16 protein-coding genes are annotated in these 18,124 nt (G+C 68.2%); 11 read left to right on the forward strand and 5 right to left on the reverse strand.

All coding sequences use genetic code 11. From position 1 onward, the window contains the following. Nucleotides 1-2: 2 nt before the first annotated feature. On the forward strand, nt 3-1,571 hold the full coding sequence (locus A7U43_RS01095) for an MmpA family trehalose lipid delivery protein (protein WP_197500012.1): 1,569 nt from the start codon (nt 3-5) through the stop codon (nt 1,569-1,571). Nucleotides 1,572-1,663: 92 nt separating this feature from the next. Beyond that, on the forward strand, nt 1,664-2,863 hold the full coding sequence (locus A7U43_RS01100; RefSeq protein ID WP_067990139.1) for an IS30 family transposase: 1,200 nt from the start codon (nt 1,664-1,666) through the stop codon (nt 2,861-2,863). 63 nt (nt 2,864-2,926) lie between these two features. On the opposite strand, the gene A7U43_RS01105 is transcribed toward A7U43_RS01100, so the two are convergent. After that, a complete protein-coding gene (locus A7U43_RS01105; protein ID WP_067990142.1) occupies nt 2,927-4,099 on the reverse strand; it encodes a glycosyltransferase family 4 protein in 1,173 nt (390 codons plus the stop codon). A 48-nt stretch (nt 4,100-4,147) separates the two neighbouring features. Here A7U43_RS01105 and A7U43_RS01110 point away from each other — a divergent pair, with 48 nt between their 5' ends. From A7U43_RS01110 to A7U43_RS01120, 3 genes are all read left to right on the forward strand, one after another. Then, the gene (locus A7U43_RS01110) at nt 4,148-4,912 is read left to right on the forward strand and encodes a class I SAM-dependent methyltransferase (protein ID WP_067990145.1); all 765 of its coding nucleotides are present in this window, start codon (nt 4,148-4,150) and stop codon (nt 4,910-4,912) included. A gap of 47 nt (nt 4,913-4,959) precedes the next feature. Beyond that, entirely contained in the window at nt 4,960-6,429 is a 1,470-nt protein-coding gene (locus A7U43_RS01115) for an aldehyde dehydrogenase (protein WP_067990148.1), read from the forward strand. A 192-nt stretch (nt 6,430-6,621) separates the two neighbouring features. Continuing rightward, a complete protein-coding gene (locus tag A7U43_RS01120) occupies nt 6,622-7,425 on the forward strand; it encodes a transglutaminase-like domain-containing protein (protein ID WP_067990151.1) in 804 nt (267 codons plus the stop codon). Nucleotides 7,426-7,501: 76 nt separating this feature from the next. Here the strand turns inward: A7U43_RS01120 and A7U43_RS01125 are convergent, their stop codons facing one another. Beyond that, nucleotides 7,502-9,337 (reverse strand): acyl-CoA dehydrogenase, encoded by a 1,836-nt coding sequence (locus tag A7U43_RS01125; protein ID WP_067990156.1) that lies wholly within the window; start codon nt 9,335-9,337, stop codon nt 7,502-7,504. 178 nt (nt 9,338-9,515) lie between these two features. Between A7U43_RS01125 and A7U43_RS30530 the strand changes: the two genes are divergently transcribed. Further along, complete coding sequence (locus A7U43_RS30530) at nt 9,516-9,638, forward strand: hypothetical protein (protein ID WP_257747831.1); 123 nt, start codon at nt 9,516-9,518, stop codon at nt 9,636-9,638. On the opposite strand, the gene A7U43_RS01130 is transcribed toward A7U43_RS30530, so the two are convergent. Both A7U43_RS01130 and A7U43_RS01135 read right to left on the reverse strand, forming a co-directional pair. Continuing rightward, the gene (locus A7U43_RS01130) at nt 9,635-10,159 is read right to left on the reverse strand and encodes a dihydrofolate reductase family protein (RefSeq protein WP_067990159.1); all 525 of its coding nucleotides are present in this window, start codon (nt 10,157-10,159) and stop codon (nt 9,635-9,637) included. The two genes, A7U43_RS30530 and A7U43_RS01130, sit on opposite strands and share 4 nt — an antisense overlap. 1 nt (nt 10,160) lies before the next feature. Then, nucleotides 10,161-11,075 (reverse strand): helix-turn-helix domain-containing protein, encoded by a 915-nt coding sequence (locus tag A7U43_RS01135; RefSeq protein WP_067990162.1) that lies wholly within the window; start codon nt 11,073-11,075, stop codon nt 10,161-10,163. A gap of 78 nt (nt 11,076-11,153) precedes the next feature. Between A7U43_RS01135 and A7U43_RS01140 the strand changes: the two genes are divergently transcribed. Both A7U43_RS01140 and A7U43_RS01145 read left to right on the forward strand, forming a co-directional pair. Beyond that, on the forward strand, nt 11,154-12,299 hold the full coding sequence (locus A7U43_RS01140; RefSeq protein WP_067990165.1) for an acyl-CoA dehydrogenase family protein: 1,146 nt from the start codon (nt 11,154-11,156) through the stop codon (nt 12,297-12,299). Nucleotides 12,300-12,301: 2 nt separating this feature from the next. Then, nucleotides 12,302-13,285 carry an acyl-CoA dehydrogenase family protein gene (locus tag A7U43_RS01145; protein WP_067990168.1) on the forward strand — a complete coding sequence of 328 codons (984 nt, stop codon included), beginning with the start codon at nt 12,302-12,304 and terminating at the stop codon, nt 13,283-13,285. On the opposite strand, the gene A7U43_RS01150 is transcribed toward A7U43_RS01145, so the two are convergent. Next, nucleotides 13,280-14,101 carry an arylamine N-acetyltransferase family protein gene (locus tag A7U43_RS01150; RefSeq protein WP_067990172.1) on the reverse strand — a complete coding sequence of 274 codons (822 nt, stop codon included), beginning with the start codon at nt 14,099-14,101 and terminating at the stop codon, nt 13,280-13,282. The genes A7U43_RS01145 and A7U43_RS01150 overlap by 6 nt on opposite strands. Nucleotides 14,102-14,207: 106 nt before the next feature. Between A7U43_RS01150 and A7U43_RS01155 the strand changes: the two genes are divergently transcribed. From A7U43_RS01155 to A7U43_RS01165, 3 genes are all read left to right on the forward strand, one after another. Beyond that, nucleotides 14,208-15,017 (forward strand): 1-acyl-sn-glycerol-3-phosphate acyltransferase, encoded by an 810-nt coding sequence (locus A7U43_RS01155; protein ID WP_067990176.1) that lies wholly within the window; start codon nt 14,208-14,210, stop codon nt 15,015-15,017. Between the two features lie 80 nt (nt 15,018-15,097). After that, nucleotides 15,098-16,795: an acyl-CoA ligase FadD12 gene (gene fadD12 / locus A7U43_RS01160; protein WP_231963753.1), complete on the forward strand. Its 1,698-nt coding sequence runs from the start codon at nt 15,098-15,100 to the stop codon at nt 16,793-16,795. Then, complete coding sequence (locus A7U43_RS01165) at nt 16,788-17,990, forward strand: alpha/beta hydrolase (protein ID WP_068001674.1); 1,203 nt, start codon at nt 16,788-16,790, stop codon at nt 17,988-17,990. Before fadD12 ends, A7U43_RS01165 begins: the two co-directional genes overlap by 8 nt. The last annotated feature ends 134 nt before the right edge of the window (nt 17,991-18,124 follow it).

Genomic DNA, 18,124 nt, shown 5'->3' on the forward strand with positions numbered 1-18,124 from the left:
GGATCCCGGCGGTCTATTCGCTCGTCCTGGCGCTGGCCGTCACCGGGCCCCTGCTGGCGCCGGGTTACCTGCTGCTGCGCGACGCCGTCTCCACCCCGCGCTCCTACCTGTCCGACGCCGCGCTCGGGCTGACTCAGGCCGCCCCGCGCGCGCTCCCGCAGGACTTCGCGATCGCGTTGCTGTCACGGGTGGTCGACGGCGGCGTGCTGGTGAAGTTGCTGCTGATCGGCGGGCTGTGGCTGGCCGGCTGGGGGGCGGCGCGGCTGGTCGCCGAGGTGCTGCCGGAGGCCGGTGTGGGCGGGCAGTGTGTGGCGGCCACCCTGATCGTCTGGAATCCGTATGTGGCCGAGCGGCTGCTGCAGGGTCACTGGAGCCTGCTGGTCGGCTACGGCTGCCTGCCCTGGGTGGCGGCGATGATGCTGCGGCGCCGGCACTGGCCGGTGGTGTTCTGGATCGCGCTGGCCGGTTTGACGCCGACCGGGCTACTGCTCGCGACCGTCGTGGCGCTGGTGTGCTGCCGGGGATGGCGTGCCGTCGCGATCACGTCGCTGACCGCCGTCGGCGTCGCGTCACCCTGGCTGGTGGCCGCGGCGGTCGCCGAATCCCTGTCGTCGACGGCCGGTGCCGGGGTCTCGGCGTTCGCGGCCCGTGCCGAACCCGGCCTCGGGACGTTGGGCAGCCTTGCCGGCCTGGGCGGGATCTGGAACGGCGAGGCGGTACCCGCCTCCCGCGCGACGCTTTTCGCCCTGGTGGGCACCGTTGTGCTGGTGGCCGTCGTGGGGCTCGGGCTGCCCGCGGCGATCCGTCGGCCGCAGGCACGCCCACTGCTGGTGCTCGCCGTCGCCGCGGTGGTGCTGCCGGCCGCCATGGCCACCGGCCCCGGCATGGCGGCGCTGGATGCGATGATGCGGGCCGTGCCGGGGCTGGGGTTGCTCCGCGACGGACAGAAGTGGGTGGCGCTGGCGGCGCCGGGGTACGCGCTGGCCGCGGCGGGGATCGCCCGGTGGGGCCGCTCGGCGGCGGTGCTGGCGTGCGCGGCCCTGATCGCGGTGCTGCCCGACCTGGCCTGGGGTGTGGGCGGGCAGATGCGTTCGGTGACCTACCCCGCGGGCTGGACGACGGTGGCCGCGATGATCGAGGCCGACCCACGCCCGGTGGCGGTGCTTCCCCCGGACAGCATGCGCCGATTCGACTGGGCCGGTGCGGCGCCGGTGCTCGACCCGCTGCCGCGCTGGGTGTCCGCCGAGGTGCTCAGCAGCGGTGATCTGGTGATCGGCGGGCAGATCGTGCCCGGTGAGGGGGCACGCGGCCGGGAGGCCACCCGGCTGCTACTCGAGGGGGCCTCACGGGAGCAGTTGGCCGAGGCCGGGGTGGGCTGGGTGGTCGTCGAATCAGGTTCGGGCGCCTTGGATTTGCCGGTGGCCTATCGCGACGGCGACATCACCCTCTACGACGTCGGCGGGACGGCGCCGGCGGCCTCAGGACGTGGGCTGCTGATCGCCGCGCACGTGCTGTGGCTGGTGATCCTGGTCGCCGCCGGGGTGGGTGCGCTGGTCACCCGCCGCCGCTGACATGCCGCTGCGCGAAACAGCATTCCAGAAGGCGTCTACTCGGGCAGATTCATACGGTCACTGAAACATCCGGTGGTGTGAGGAGTTGCTGAATGACCAGTGGTCGGCGGTTCGGGTCTGAGGTTCGGCGTGAGTTCTATGACCGGGTCTGTGCCGGTGCGCCGGTCAAGCACGCCGCGGTGGAATTGGGCGTGTCGTTTCAGGCCGGCTATCAATGGTGGCGCAAAGCTGGCGCGATGCGACTGCTCAACGGCAAGGGCAAGTTAGGGCTGGCCGAACCAGGTGATCTGACCCGAGCCGGCGGGCCGGGCCGGCGACTCAGTTTCACCGAACGCGTGGCGATCATGCGGGGCGTCGACGCGGGATTGAGCTATGCCGCGATCGGGGCGCAGCTAGGCCGGGACCGCTCGGTCATCATCTGGCGCGAGGTCACCCGCCACCGCACCGCCGACGGGGACTACCACGCCCAACTGGCCCATGCCCGGGCTGCTCGGGCGGCGCGGCGGCCCAAAGCGTTCAAACTCGCCAATCCTCACCTGTGCGCGGCGGTGGAGGCCTGGATGGACGACGGGTGGAGTCCCAAGCTGATCGCCGAGGTGTTGGCCCGCGATCACCCCGGTGACAAGCTGGCACGAGTGAGCCATGAGACCATCTACCGCAGCCTGTATGTGCAGACTCGTGGCCAACTCCGCGCTGATCTGCACAAATGCTTGTCCACCCGACGCGCGGCGCGCAAACCGCGCGGGCAGGCCGAACGGCGCAGCCGCTTCGACGACGTGCTGCGCATCAGTCAGCGGCCCGCCGAAGCCGCCGACCGGGCCGTGCCCGGGCATTGGGAGGGTGATCTGATCGTCGGCGCCCGGGGAACCAGCGCGATCGGCACCCTGGTCGAACGCAGCACCCGGTTCACCATCTTGTTGCACCTGCCCGTCGACCACAGCGCCGCTGCCGTCGCCGCAGCGATGCTCGCCGCGATGGGCGAGTTGCCCGATCATCTGCGCCGCTCGATCGCCTGGGATCGGGGCAGCGAGATGGCCCACTGGCAAGACATCTCACTGCAGCTGCAAGCCCCGGTGTATTTCTGCGACCCACACTCCCCGTGGCAGCGCGGCAGCAACGAGAACACCAATCGGCTGCTGCGCCACTGGTTCGAAAAGGGCACCGATCTGAGCGGCTACACCAAAGCCGACCTGCAAGCCATCGCCGACAAACTCAACACCCGACCACGCCCCACCCTCGACCTCGACACCCCAGCACAACGCATGGCCGCCCTCATTAGCCAAGCGGCCTAACCGTTGTCATGACCACTTGACTTTGCCCGAGGCAGGGCCTTCTGGAATGCTGTTTCGGCGCGGTTAGACGACGCCGCTGACGAATCGTCCAGCGTGCACCGATTCCAGCACGGTGCGCATCGCGGCGGCGCTCAGTGTCCAGGAGAACTCGGCACTGCGGGCCCGTGCCTTGGCGCCGAGTTCGTCGCGCAGCACCGGGTCGGTGAGCAGTCGGCGCAGGCTGTCGACCAATTCCTCGGGACCGTCCACCAGCAACCCCGTGACGCCGTCGACGATGGAGTCGGTCAACCCACCGGAGCTGCGGTAGCCGATGGTCGGCACGCCGTGCTGAGCGGCCTCGATGACGGCCAGCCCCCATCCTTCCTTGCGGGACGGCATCAGATGCACCCAACTGCGCTGCACCACAAGATGTTTGGCCTCATCCTCGATATGGCCGTGGAAGGTGACGGCATCGGCGATACCCAGGGCCGCGGCATGGGCGACGAGCCGCTGCTCCCACCAGCCGCCGCCGACGATGTCCAGGTGCAGATCCGGGATCCACGGGCGCAGCGCGGCGACAGCGTCCAGCGCGTCTTCGATCTGCTTGTGCGGCACCAACCGGGAGAGCACCGCCACCCGCGGGGTGGCCGAACGTTCCGCGGTCAGCGAGGCCTGCGGCGCCTCGTCGAGCCCGTTGCGCACCACGGCGATCTGGGCGGGTGTGACGCCCAGATCGGTGAGCTCGCGCGCCGAGGGCAGCGACACCGTCACGTACTGGTTGCGGCGATGCAGCGCCGGCGACAGCCGCGATTCGACGAACCAGCCGAAGCGGCCGGTGCGTCGGCCCGCGACGGGCCACTGCTCACGGTGACAGTGGTGTACCAGCAGCACCGAGCGCCGGCCATAGGCGAGCCGGGCCAGGAACGGAATACCGTTCTGGGTGTCGATGACGACGTCGGGCCGCGCGCCGCGCAGTGGTCCCAGCCCCACCCGGGCGGCCACCATGGCCAGGCCCGCCCACACATAGACCGAGTACGGACCGCCGCCCCGGCTGACGGTCACCCCGTCGAGGGTGTCGCGCCGCGCGGCACCGGGGTAGCGCGCGGTGCGCATGGTGACCGCCACACCGGCAGCCGCCAGCTGGGCGCCGATGCGCTGCAGGTAGGCCTCACTGCCGCCCCCCTGCGGGTGGCCCGTGTCGCGCCAGCCCAGCAGCAGCACGCGCTGCACCTGGGGGTCACGGGAGGCTCTGGGCATAACGTCGCCCAGCCTAACCGGCCCGCCGGCAACCCCTAGGCTGACCGGGTGCGGCCCACCCGTGACTTCGCCCGCCGGGCCAGCCTGCGTCGTTCCATCGGCCTGCTGAGTTCCTTCCGATTCGAGCAGTCCGACCCGGTCCGGTTCTACGGCGCCCTGGCCACCGACACCGTCGAGATGGTCGACGACCTGTGGACCGCAGCGACCGGGTCACCCGTCGCGGGCCGCACCGTGCTCGATGTCGGCGGCGGACCCGGCTATTTCGCCGCAGCGTTCGGCGCGGCCGGGATGACCTATATCGGTGTCGAACCCGATCCCCGCGAAATGCACGCGGGCCCAGCAGCCACGCCGGGCGGTTCCGGCACCTTCGTCCGGGCGTCGGGCACCGCGCTGCCGTTCGCCGACGACAGCGTCGACATCTGCCTGTCCTCCAATGTCGCCGAGCACGTGCGCCATCCCTGGCAGCTGGGCAACGAGATGCTGCGCGTCACCCGGCCCGGCGGGCTGGCGGTGCTGTCCTACACCGTGTGGCTGGGGCCGTTCGGCGGGCACGAGATGGGGTTGACGCACTACCTGGGCGGGGCCCGGGCCGCCGCGCGGTACACCCGCAAGCACGGGCACCGACCCAAGAACGACTACGGCTCGTCGTTGTTCGCCGTCTCTGCTGTCGACGGGTTGCGGTGGGCACGCTCGACCGGCGCGCTGGTCGATGCATTCCCCCGCTACCACCCGCGATGGGCCTGGTGGTTGACGGCGGTACCGGGCCTGCGGGAGTTGGCCGTGAGCAATCTGGTGCTGGTGTTGCGGCCCTGAACTGCAACAGGTTCTCGTTTCGCCGGATTCTGGGTAATGTGACGTCCATGACACAGACAGCGTTCAAGACGACGTGGGACAAGCTGTTCATCGGTGGACAGTGGGTCGAACCGTCGACCTCGGAGGTCATCGAGGTCTTCTCCCCCGCCACCGAGCAGAAGGTCGGCCAGGTTCCGTTGGCCGCGAAGGCGGATGTGGACGCCGCGTGCGCCGCAGCCCGCAAGGCGTTCGACGAGGGACCGTGGCCGCGGATGTCCCCGAAGGAACGCGAGGCGGTGCTCGCCAAGGCCGTCGAACTCATCGAGGCCCGCGCCGAGGAGTTCAAGCACCTGCTCAAGCTGGAGACCGGCCAGCCGCAGACCATCGTCGACATGATGCAGTTCGGCGCCGCCATGTCGACCCTGCAGTTCTACGCCTCGGCAGCGGACAAGTTCGCCTGGCAAGACATCCGCGACGGGCTCTACGGCCAGACCCTGGTGCTCAAGGAACCCATCGGTGTCGTCGGCGCCGTCGTCGCCTGGAATGTGCCGTTCTTCCTGGCCGCCAACAAGCTGGGCCCCGCCCTGCTGGCCGGCTGCACCATCGTGCTCAAGCCCGCCGCCGAGACGCCGCTGACCACCAATCTGATGGCCGACGTGTTCGCCGAGGCCGGTCTGCCCGAGGGTGTGCTCTCCGTGGTGCCCGGTGGTGTCGAGACGGGTCGCGCGTTGACCGACAACCCGGCGCTGGACAAGTTCACCTTCACCGGGTCGAGCGCGGTCGGCAAGGAGATCGGCAAGATCGCCGCCGAGAAGCTCAAGCCGTGCACGCTGGAACTCGGCGGCAAGTCCGCGGCGATCATCCTGGAGGACGCCGACCTGGATTCGACGCTGCCGATGCTGATCTTCTCCGGCCTGATGAACTCCGGGCAGGCCTGTGTGGGCCAAACCCGCATCCTGGCCCCGCGGTCGCGTTACGACGAGGTCGTCGAGAAGGTCGCCGCCGCGGCCGCCGGGATGGCGGCCGGCACCCCCGATGACCCGGCCGCCATGATCGGCCCGCTGATCTCGGAAAAGCAGCGCGAACGCGTCGAGGGCTACATCAAGAAGGGTGTCGACGAGGGTGCGCGCATCGTCACCGGCGGCGGACGGCCCGAGGGTCTGGACACCGGCTGGTTCGTGCAGCCGACGGTGTTCGCCGACGTCGACAACTCGATGACCATCGCCCAGGAGGAGATCTTCGGACCCGTCCTGGTCGTCATCCCCTTCGATGACGAGGCGGACGCGGTGCGCATCGCCAACGACTCGGTGTACGGGCTGGCCGGTTCGGTGTACACCACCGACTACGCCAAGGCCGTCGAGATCGCCAAGCAGATCCGCACCGGCACCTACGGGATCAACATGTACGCCTTCGACGCGAGCGCCCCGTTCGGTGGGTACAAGAACTCCGGCATCGGCCGCGAGTGTGGCCCGGAGGGCATCTCGGGCTACTGCGAGTCCAAGAGCGTGCTGCTGCCGTTCGGCTACACCCCGGAGTAGCTCACTCGTTCTGCCGCGAGCAGACGCATATGGCCGCTGAAACCCCGGTTTCGGCGGCCATATGTCGGGGCACCTCCCGCCTGCGGGGACTGCTCGGCGAGGTGGTGGGCGGGGGCGTTGCAGATCACAGTTTCATCGGAGTCGAGGCCGGGTAGACACCGCCGTCAGACTTCGCAATAGAAAGCACCAGCCATGAAACGTGATGTAAGAGCCGAACTCGACGTGGACATCACCGCGCCGACCACGCTCGAATTCCAGATCGCCGTCGCCCCGCACCCCAGCGCCGAGGTCACCGAATCGCTGTCATTCCTGTTGGACGGCAAGGAGATCCAGGCCCGCGAACTGTCCAGCGCACACGGCACCCGGATCCACGTTTTCGACGCGCCGGTGGGCAACCTCAAAGTGGATTACACCGCCACGGTGATCGGTCAGGCCGACCCCGCGCCGGTGGCCGATGTCGACCTGTCCACCTACCTGCGGCCCAGCAGGTACGCCGAGGCGGACAAATTCTTCGGTTTCGCCGCAACCGAATTCGGCCAGTACGCCGACTCGGCGACGCTGTTGGAGAAGGTGTCCTCGTGGGTGGGCACCCGGCTCAGCTACGTGCCGGGCTCCAGCGACCCGATCGACGGAGCCGCGGACACCCTGCTGGCCGGCGCGGGCGTGTGCCGCGACTACGCCCATCTGGTGGTGGCGTTGCTCCGCGCGGTGAACGTGCCGGCGCGCCTGGTCGCGGTGTACGCGCCCGGGTGCTCACCGATGGACTTCCATGCCGTCGCCGAGGCCTTCGTCGAGGGGCAGTGGCGGGTGGTCGACGCGACCTGCCTGGCTCCTCGGCAGACCATGGTGCGGATCGCGACGGGCCGCGATGCCGCCGATACCGCATTCCTGGACAATCACAAGGGCGCCATCACGTTGAACAACGCGACGGTGACCGCCGTCGTCGACGGCGATCTGCCCCAGGATTCGGTGGATCAGCTGGTGTCGATCCGCTGATCCACGTGCGGCGAAACACGCGTACCCGTCGTCTTCGCGCAAATTTTGCGACGGGTACGCGTGTTTCGCCGCAAGATCAGAAGGCTTCCTCCGGCAGGTCCATCGCACCGAGCTGTATCGACTCGATGACGGCACGGTCGGCGGACAGCCGCGGCAGGATGTGCCGGGCGAAGAACTCCGCCGCGCCGACCTTGCCCTGATAGAAGGCGCAGTCGCGATCCGGCGCGCCGTCGTCGAGCGCATCGAGCGCGATCTCGGCGTGCTCCAGCAGCAACCAACCGATCAGTAGATCGCCGATCGCCATGAGGAACGGCACCGAGGCCAGTCCCACCCGGTACAACTCGCGGGGCTCCTGCTGGGAGGCCAGCAGATATCCAGTGAGCGCACCGACCATACCCGACGCATCTGCCACGGCGGACGCCAAAGCCGCTCTGCCGTCGGCGATCTCGGGACGCGGCGAATCCTTGTCCAGAAATGCCTGGATCCGGCCGAGCAGATGGGACAGCGCCGCGCCCTGATCGCGGGCGATCTTGCGGAAGAAGAAGTCCTGCGCCTGGATGGCGGTGGTGCCCTCGTACAACGAGTCGATCTTGGCGTCACGGATGTACTGCTCGATCGGGTAGTCCTGCAGGTAGCCGGATCCTCCGAAGGTCTGCAGCGAATCCGTCAGGTAGCGGTAGGCGGTCTCGGACCCGAACCCCTTCACGATGGGCAGCAACAGATCGTTGACGCGTTCGGCGGTCTGCGGATCCGCGCCGGACACGATGGCGGCCACGGTGGGATCCTGGTGCGCCGCGGTGTACAGGTACAGCGCGCGCAATCCTTCGGCGTAGGCCTTCTGCGTCAGCAAGGACCGTCGCACGTCCGGGTGATGCAGGATCGTCACCCGTGGCGCGGTCTTCTCTGCCATCTGGGTCAGGTCGGCACCCTGCACGCGCGTCTTGGCGTACTCCAGAGCATTCAGGTAGCCCGTGGAAAGTGTGGCAATCGCCTTGGTACCCACCATCATTCGGGCATACTCGATGACCTTGAACATCTGGGCGATGCCGTTGTGCTCGTCGCCCACCAGCCAGCCCACGGCAGGCTTGCCGTGCTGACCGAACGTGAGCTCACAGGTGGCGGACGCCTTGAGCCCCATCTTGTGCTCCAGGTTCGTCACGTAGACACCGTTGCGCTCACCGATCTCACCGGTCTGCGGATCGAACAGGAACTTCGGCACGAAGAACAGCGACAGTCCCTTGGTGCCCGGGCCCGCACCCTCGGGGCGGGCCAGCACTGCGTGCACGATGTTCTCGTAGATGTCGCCGGTATCACCGTTGGTGATGAATCGCTTGACCCCGTCGAGGTGCCATGTGCCATCGGGTTGCTCGACGGCCTTGGTGCGCCCGGCGCCCACGTCGGAGCCCGCATCCGGTTCGGTCAGCACCATGGTGCCGCCCCAGTTGCGCTCGGCCATGAGTGTCGCCCAGTGCCGTTGCTGTTCGTTACCGAGGCCGTAGATGATGTCGGAGAGCACCGGCCCCGAGTGGCAGATGTAGGCGGCGGGCTGGGCGCCGAGAGCGAACTCGCCGATGGCCCAGGTGAGTATGGCCGGCGCCGGGAGACCACCGACAGCCTCATCGAGACCGACCCGGAACCACTCGCCGTCTTGCCAGGCCCGCAGCGCGGCCTTGAACGGTTCGGGGTAGCTGACGGTGTGCGTGGACGGGTCGAAAGTGGGCGGGTTGCGGTCGGTTTCGGCGAAGGCCTCGGCAACCGGCCCCTCGGCCAGCCGGGCTGCTTCGCTGAGCATCTCACGCACCGACTCGCCGTCGAGGTCGCCGAACTCACCGGTGGCCAGCGCTTTGTCGATGTTCAATGCCTCGAACAGGTTGAATTCGACATCGCGGACGTTGGAAATGTAGTGCCCCATGCGGTGAGAATAATCCGGCAATCGGCTCACGTCCCGACGATTCGGATAGCTGTGAGTGCCGCGGCGCGTCGGGTGTTCATCAGTTGTTCACCGGCGACCTGCAGATATGCCGGAATATCAAATGCCGACCTCGGCGTTCATTCCTTATGCTTGAACTCACAGATTAGGAGGGGCACCGATGTTGCTCATCGAGCTCAACGTCGCCGGCCGTCGCTTCACCCGGCAGCTGGGTGATCGCCCGCGCCCCGTGGAGCTGCTCACCCGGCTCAACAAGCAGCTGCGGTTCTCCCGCGCAGCTTAGGCGGCCGTGCGCCAGCGCGCACAGACGAATTCGCCGTTGCGACCCACGTCGATCAGCTCCCACTCCGAGCGTATCGGCAGTAATCGAGCGCCGGCCCCCAGGGTGCATGGCGCGTAGGTGACCACCATCTCGTCGATCAGGCCGGCCGCCACGAACTGTGCGGCGGTCGCACCGCCGCCGACCACCCAGACATCCTTGTCTCCCGCAGCGGCCACCAGCTCGTCGTGCAGGTTGGTGACGTCACCGTCGAAGGTGCGCACCGGGTGCCCGGCCGCCACGATGCCGGGCCTGCTGGTCAGAACCCAGCTGGGCTGTGCGTACATCCATTGGCCCGGTTGATTTTTCACGATCCACTCGTACGTGGACGACCCCATGGCCAGGGCGCCGACCTCGGCGACGAAGGCCTCGTAGCCGAACGGACCGTTCGGGTCGAAATCGCGGGTCACCAGCCAGTCCAAGCTGTCCGTTTCATCGACGATGAAGCCGTCCAGCGTGGCGGCGGTGAAGTAGATCGTCGCCATCTCAGTCCCTTCGCATCCATTCGAGTGGGTCGCCGCGGTGCACCTCGATGCCGTGGCGGATCAGCATGGCGCGCACCACTTCCCGCCGGTGCGCCGAATAGGTGAGGACGTGCGCGATGATGCCGTACAGCTGGAAGGACTCGGGCGGGTCACACAGCGCGTCGATCACGGTGTCGGCCAGCCGGCCCTGCTCGCCGTAGTCGCGCACCATCGCCGTCCAGCGCGCCGAAATCTCCTCGTGGTCCGCCGCCAAGCGCCGGGCCGGTCGGATACCGGGGCGCGCCGGCTGGTCACGCCCCTCGATACTGGCCAGCCATACCTCCTTGGTCCACACCAGCGCATCCAGCACCGCGCCCACGCTGGCTTCCTCACCATCCCAGTCCAGGATCACCTGACCCGGCGAAATCGTTTCTACCCATTGCGATTCCGTCAGCACAGTGGCCGCTCCGATGAGCGTCGCGGTGTCGGCGATATCGTGCGCGATCATCAGCAGCGAGATGTCGGGGCGCTGCGCATCCCCGGGACTGTCCAGCCACAGCGACTCCGGCGGATGGAAATGCACCCCATTGGGCGCGGGCAGCCGGAAACCGACGTCGGCGGCCTGCGACGGGGGCACCCCGAACGCGCGCCGGAACGCGCGGGAGAACACCTCCGGTGCCGACCATCCCTCGTCGAGCGCCACCGCGGCCACCCCTTCCCCGCGTTGCAGCCGCCAGGCCGCCCGCTCCAGCATCACCCGGCGGCGCAACGCGGCCGGTGGTTCGCCGGTGAGCCGGCTGACCTCCCGGGAGAAATGGAACTCCGAGGCGAAACTGCTGCGTGCCATCCCGGCCACATCGGTGTTCGCGCTGTCCACCACCGAGTCGAGGAGCTCACGGAGCCGATCCCGGCGCGGCCCATTCGGCTGAACACTCACAGCTTGGAAGTATCGCGGCAACCCCCGACCGGCGACATGACATTTCCTGCTGGACCGTGGAACTAGACTCCGGACTCGGTGAGTGAATTCGATGCGCTGTGCGCCAACGACGGTGATCTGGCCGACCTCCGGGTGAGGGTGCGGCGGTTCGTGGCCGCCGACCGGGATCGATTCGGCTGGAAACCCGAGATCGATTCGTGGTTGACCAGCTGGGATGCCGGTTTCAGCGAACGGCTGGCCGACGCCGGATTCGTCGGGCTGACCATCCCGACCGAGTACGGGGGGCACGGGCTGGGCTTCCTGCACCGCTACGTCGTCACCGAGGAACTGCTGGGCGCGGGGGCACCGGTGGCCGCGCACTGGTTCGCCGATCGCCAGGTCGCGCCGTCGCTGTTGAGTTACGGCAGCGAGGAGCAGCGCCGGCGGCTGCTGCCCGGCATCGCGGCGGGCCGGCTCTACTCGGCGATCGGGATGAGCGAACACGGCGCCGGCTCCGACCTGGCCGCGACCGCCACCCGCGCCACCCGCACCGGTGATGGCTGGCTGCTCAACGGCACCAAGGTGTGGACGAGCGGTGGGCATCGCGCCCACTTCGCGATCGTGCTGGCGCGCACCAGCCCGCTCGACCCCGAGCACCGGCACGCCGGGTTCAGTCAGTTCATCGTCACGCTGGATGCGCCCGGTGTCACCATCAGCCCGATCGTGACGCTGGACGGGCACCACCACTTCAACGAGGTGACCTTCGACGATGTCGCCGTCGGCGACGCCGACCTCCTGGGCGAGGTCGGCGACGGCTGGCACCAGGTGACCGCCGAACTCGGCTTCGAACGCAGCGGTCCGGAGCGCATCCTGTCGACCGCCATCCTGATCTTCGGGGTGATCAGAGCGCTCGGCACCCAGCACGTCGACGATCGCACCGCTGCCGAGGTCGGCGATCTGATCGGACGGGCGATGGCGCTGCGGCAGTTGTCGGTATCGGTGGCCCGGGCGCTGTCCGATGGCCAGGATGCGGCGACCAGGGCCGCCCTGGTGAAAGACCTCGGGACGCGTTTCGAGCAGCAGTCCGTGGAGCTGTGCGCTGACCTGTTGGACTACGTCGACGACGACGGGGACCTGCGCGCGATCCTGGCCACCGCCCGGCAGCATTCGCCGATGTTCACGCTGCGCGGCGGGACGAACGAGGTGCTGCGCGGTGTGATCGCGCGTGGGCTGGGGGTGCGGTAGTGATGGACGAGCTCAAGCAGCTGGTCGACGATATCGGCCGCCGATCCTATGACGCGCAGTTCGGCAAGCGCCGGCTGCCCGAGGTGTTCGACGCCGACCTGTGGCACACCCTGGACGAGTCCGGGCTGACCCGGCTGATCACAGAGCAGGACGCCGGCCCCCGGGAGTTGGCGGTGGTGCTGGCCGGGCTGGCCCGCCACGCCGCAGCCGTGCCGATCGCCGAGACCGATCTGCTGGCGGGCTGGCTGGCCGCCGAGGCGGGGTTGGAGGTCCCGGCCGGACCGTTGACCGTGGGGATCGGCGCGGGCGGGGTGGCCCGCGATGTGCCATGGCCGACGGACGCCGCGATCGTGCTGGCCGCCCGCGAGGCCGACGGCCTGTACGTCGGACTGCTGCACGATCCGGAGGTGACCGCCGGGCACAACCTGGCCGGCGAGCCGCGCGGCGCCCTGGAGTACGACACCGACGGCTTGACCGGGTTGGACCCGGCCGTCGGGGACGAGCTGGTGCGCCGCGGCGCCTGGGCCAGGTGCGTGCAGATCATCGGCGCGTTCGATGCCGCGTTGGAGCTGACCGTCGCGCACACCAGCGAGCGGGTGCAGTTCGGGCGCGCGCTGAGTAAGTTCCAGGCGGTCCAGCACTCGCTGGCCGCCATGGCCGGCGAGATCGAACAGGCCAGGGCGGCAACCGATCTGGCCACCGCTGCGGTGACCGATTACGGATTCGGCCATGCCAGGGCGGACTACGCGGTGACCGTGGCCAAGGTTGCCGTCGGCCGCGCCGTCACCCCGGTCACCACTATCGCCCATCAACTGCACGGCGCAATCGGGGTCACCATCGAGCATCAGCTGTGGTCGGCCACCATGCGGGCGCGCAGTTGGAGCGATGAGTTCGGCAGCACCGCCGGCTACGCCCGCCGGCTGGGCCGGTGGGCGCTGCAGGCCGAGGACCCGTGGGATGTGCTGATCAGCTCGCCGACGTCATGAGTCCAAGACCTGGCTGATGCGGGCCTCGACGTCCCCGAGGCCGGCCACGTCGATGCCGAACCGACCGGTGATCTGGTCGAGCACGTCGGCCGCGGAGTTCAGCCGGATCTTCTCGGTGCCACCCCCGGCGTGGATGGCGAGGTTGCGGCCGCGCAGATTCCAGCGGGCATCGTCGGTGACCAGGGCAACCGACAGGCCGACGACGAACACCGCATCCGGGTAGGTCGAGGAGTACCAGCTGCCGATGCTGAGGTCGACGAGCGGCTGGGTCCGCAGGCTGAACTGGTAGAGCGGCAGCCAGTCGTCGTGAATCCGGGTCTGCAGTGCCATCCCCTCCGGATGTTCCACCAGCCGGTAGGGCTCGTGGCGGGTCTGTTGCACCGGACCGGCCTGCAGCCGGATCGGTGAGCTCAACGTCTGCCCGCCGAAGCCCACGTCGACGAGGAACCGGCCCTCCTCGCCGGGCACCGTGACGGCCAGCACGTTGTGGGTCAGCCCGGCCTGCGGAGCGCCGGGTGGCTGCATCCAGACGACCCGCCCGGCCAGCCGGTCCACGCCGTAGCCCAGGTCTTCCAGCACGTAGCCGAGCACGCCGTTGTTCTCGTAGCAGTAGCCGCCGCGGCGGCGGTGCACCAGCTTGGCCGTCAACGCCTGCGCGCTCAGATCGTGCACCGGGATGCCCATCAGCGGATCGAGGTTCTCGAACGGGATGGACCGGTTGTGCCCGGCCACCAGCGCATGCAGGGTGTCCAGCGTGGGTTCGACCGTGCTTCGATGATCGATGCGGGCGAGATAAGCGGCGGTATCGGGTGCCATGCACCCATCCAACGGCCTCAACCGCAGTTCAGGTCAAGTTTCTTTGACCGGCGCCCGGGTTTCGTGCAAAACTAGAACACGTTCTAATTTTACTGGAGGGGACCTCATGAGCTCGCCGGATATCGATCCCACCGAGATCACCAAGTTCGATCCCAGCCTGACCGAGAAAGTGATGGGGTGGCTGCGGCCGTTCCTGAAGACCTATCACCGCTCCGAGGTTCGCGGACTGGAGAACTTTCCCCACGGGGGCGCGCTGGTGGTGTGCAACCACTCGGGCGGCCTGTTCCCGATGGACGTCCCCATCTTCGCCGCGGACTTCTACGAGCGGTTCGGCTACGGGCGCCCGGTGTACACGCTGAGCCACGCCATGCTGATGATCGGACCCACCGGAGACTTCTTCAAGAAGACCGGCTTCATTCTCGCCAGCCATGAGAACGCCGACGAGGCGCTGCGCTCCGGCGGCGTCGTCGTGGTCTTCCCCGGGGGTGATTACGACGTCTACCGCCCCAGCACCGATGCCAACAAGATCGACTTCGACGGTCGGCAGGGTTACGTGCGCGCCGCCATCAACGCCGGGGTGCCCATCGTGCCGATGGTCGGCATCGGCGGCCAGGAGACCCAGCTCTACCTGTCCCGCGGCACCTGGCTGGCCAAGCGTCTGGGACCGATCGCCCGACTGGCACGCACCAAGATCGTGCCGCTGTCCTTCGGTTTCCCGTTCGGCCTGTCCGCAGTGGTGCCGATGAATGTGCCGCTGCCATCGAAGATCGTCATGCAGGTGCTGCCCCCGGTCGATATCGAGGCCGAGTTCGGCGACACACCCGATATCGACGAGGTCGACGCGCATGTCCGCCGGGTCATGCAGAGCGCGCTCGACGACCTCGCCGAGGAACGCCGGCTGCCGGTGATCGGCTGATGGGAATCCTCGATCTCCCCCGTCACTTCGCTCGCCCCGCCGTGGACCGCGTCACCGGCACCGCCGGCCTGATCGGCACCATGGTGCGCGCCGGCGTCATCGCCCCGTTGCGGCCCGACAAGTACCTGCGCATCGGGGCCGCCATGGCACGCGAGAACATGGGCATCACATCGGGTTTCGCCAGTGCCGCGCAGCGCTGTGGTGACAGGGTCGGGCTGATCGACGAGCTCGGGGCGCTAACCTGGACCGAAATCGACCAGCGTGCAGATGCTTTGGCCGCCGGATTGCAGGCGCTCCCTTCCGGGGAGCCCCAGGTGGTGGGCATCATGGCCCGCAACCACCGGGGTTTCGTCGAGGCGCTGATCGCCGCCAACCGGATAGGTGCCGACGTACTGCTGCTGAACACCTCCTTCGCCGGCCCCGCGCTCGCCGAGGTATGGGAGCGCGAATCCGCCGGACGGCCCAGCGCGGTCATCTACGACGAGGAGTTCACCCCGACCGTCGACCGCGCCCTGGCAGGGGCACCCGAGGTCGCCCGCGTCGTCGCCTGGACCGACACCGCGCAGGACGGCCTCACCGTGCAGGGACTGATCTCCGCTCACGCCGGCCGGCAGCCGCGTCGCGCCACGGAGAAGTCCAAGGTTGTCCTCCTCACCTCGGGCACCACCGGAACCCCGAAGGGCGCCAAGCATTCCGGCGGTGGGCCCGAGATCCTGAAGGCAATCCTGGACCGCACACCATGGCGCGCCGAGGAGCCGGTGGTGGTGGCCGCGCCGATGTTCCATGCGTGGGGCTTCTCCCAGCTCGCGTTCGCCGCGTCGATGGCGTGCACGATCATCACCCGGCGCAAGTTCGATCCGGAAGCCACCCTGGCACTGGTGGACACCCATCGGGCCACCGGATTGTGCGTGGTGCCGGTGATGTTCGACCGCATCGTCGAATTGCCCGACGAGATCCGAAACCGCTACAGCGGACGCACGCTGCGTTTCGCCGCGGCGTCGGGTTCCCGGATGCGGCCCGATGTCGTCATCAAATTCATGGATCAGTTCGGCGATGTCATCTACAATAACTACAACGCCACCGAGGCCGGCATGATCGCCACCGCGACACCGGCTGATCTGCGCGCCGCCCCCGACACCGCGGGAAAACCGGCCGAAGGCACCGAGATCCGCATTCTCGACCCCGAGCTGCGGCAGCTGCCGACCGGCGAGACGGGCACCATCTACGTGCGCAACTCGACCCAGTTCGACGGCTACACCAATGGCAATACCAAGAACTTCCACGACGGTTTCATGAACTCCGGCGATCTCGGTTACCTGGACGCCGACGGCCGGTTGTTCGTGGTGGGCCGCGACGACGAGATGATCGTCTCCGGCGGCGAGAACGTCTATCCCATCGAGGTGGAGAAGACACTGGTGACCCACGACGCGGTGGCCGAGGCCGCCGTGATCGGAGCCGACGACGAGCAGTATGGTCAGCGACTGGTCGCGTTCGTGGTCCTCAACGCCACCGGGGGCGAGCGAAGCGACGGGGAAAATACCGGGGGCGAGCGAAGCGACGGGGAAAATACCGGGGGCGAGCGAAGCGACGGGGAAAATACCGGGGGCGAGCGAAGCGACGGGGAAAATGACCGGGCCGTGGATGTTTTGAAACAGTTTGTCCGGGACAATCTGGCCAACTACAAGGTGCCGCGAGACATCGTCGTCCTGGATGAACTGCCGCGCAACAGCACCGGAAAGATTCTTCGCCGTGAACTTGAGGACCGCATTCCTGGGTAAACCTCGGCCTCTGCTGGGGGCGACGGCCGAACTGGTCAACGCCGCCAATGCGGTGCGCCCGTTGGGCCGCAAGGGCTACAGCACCATTGCGACCTTCGCCTTCGGGTGGCCGACATCGGAGAACGCCCCATTGCTGTTCACCGGCTCGGTTCTCGACGTGGTCCGGCGAGCGGTGCTGGGACATTACCGGACCCGCAACGGCCGGATCTCGTTGGTGGCCAAGGCTCTCACCTGGGGACTGCTGGCGCTGGTACAGCGTCGCGAGGTCGTCTCGAAGCGGTATTTCGAGGATCCGCTGAAAGCGACGCTCGGCGCGGACTATATGGAGGCCGAAGAACCCGAGCGGCGCCCGCGCGGCGTCTTCGGGACCGGCTGGACCCGGCGGCGCTACGTGCACGAGACCGCGCGGTACGGCCGGCACGCGCCGAACCTCGCCGATATCTGGATGCGACCGGACCTGCCGCGGGACGGTAAGGCGCCGGTACTGCTGCAGATCCCCGGTGGCGCCTGGATGATCGGGATGCGCCGCCCGCAGGCCTACCCGATGCTGAGCCGCTTGGCCGAGCGGGGCTGGGTCTGCGTGTCGATCGGCTACCGGATCAGCCCCAGATACACCTGGCCCGACCACATCGTCGACGTCAAACAGGCGATCGCGTGGGTGAAGGAAAACATCGCCACCTACGGCGGCGACCCCGAGGCGATCCACATCACCGGCGGTTCCGCCGGTGGGCACCTGACGGCGCTGGCCGCCCTCACGCCGAACGACCCCAAGTGGCAACCCGGTTTCGAGGACGCCGACACCTCGGTGGCCGCCGCGGTTCCCATCTACGGCCGCTACGACTGGTTCACCGACACCGGCAATGGCAGGCCGGAATTCATCAAGATTCTGGAGAAGTTCATCGTCAAACTGCCGTTCGCGGCGAACCGGCAGGTCTATCTGGACGCCTCACCGATCACGCTGGTGCACAGCGACGCTCCGCCGTTCTTCATCCTGCACGGTGAGGATGACTCGGTAATCCCGGTACGGGAGGGCCGCGATTTCGCCGACGCGCTGCGCAACGTTTCGAAATCCCCGGTCATCTACGCCGAGATCCCGCACGCCCAACACGCATTCGATTTCTTCGGCTCGGCGCACGGGCACAACACCGCCGCCGCGGTGGAGCGCTTCCTGAACTGGGTGCGCGGCCCGGGATAGCGGCATGTCGTCCGAACAGTCGATTGTTCGCCGGGATTCCCACTATTAGCGTCGGTGACAATTAGGACGAGTGGGAGGTACTGGTGATCGACACCAGGTTCGTCGGCCGCGCCGGCGCCCTCGCTGTCATGTTG

The organism is Mycobacterium adipatum (genome assembly GCF_001644575.1).
In the GTDB taxonomy this organism is placed as follows: domain Bacteria; phylum Actinomycetota; class Actinomycetes; order Mycobacteriales; family Mycobacteriaceae; genus Mycobacterium; species Mycobacterium adipatum.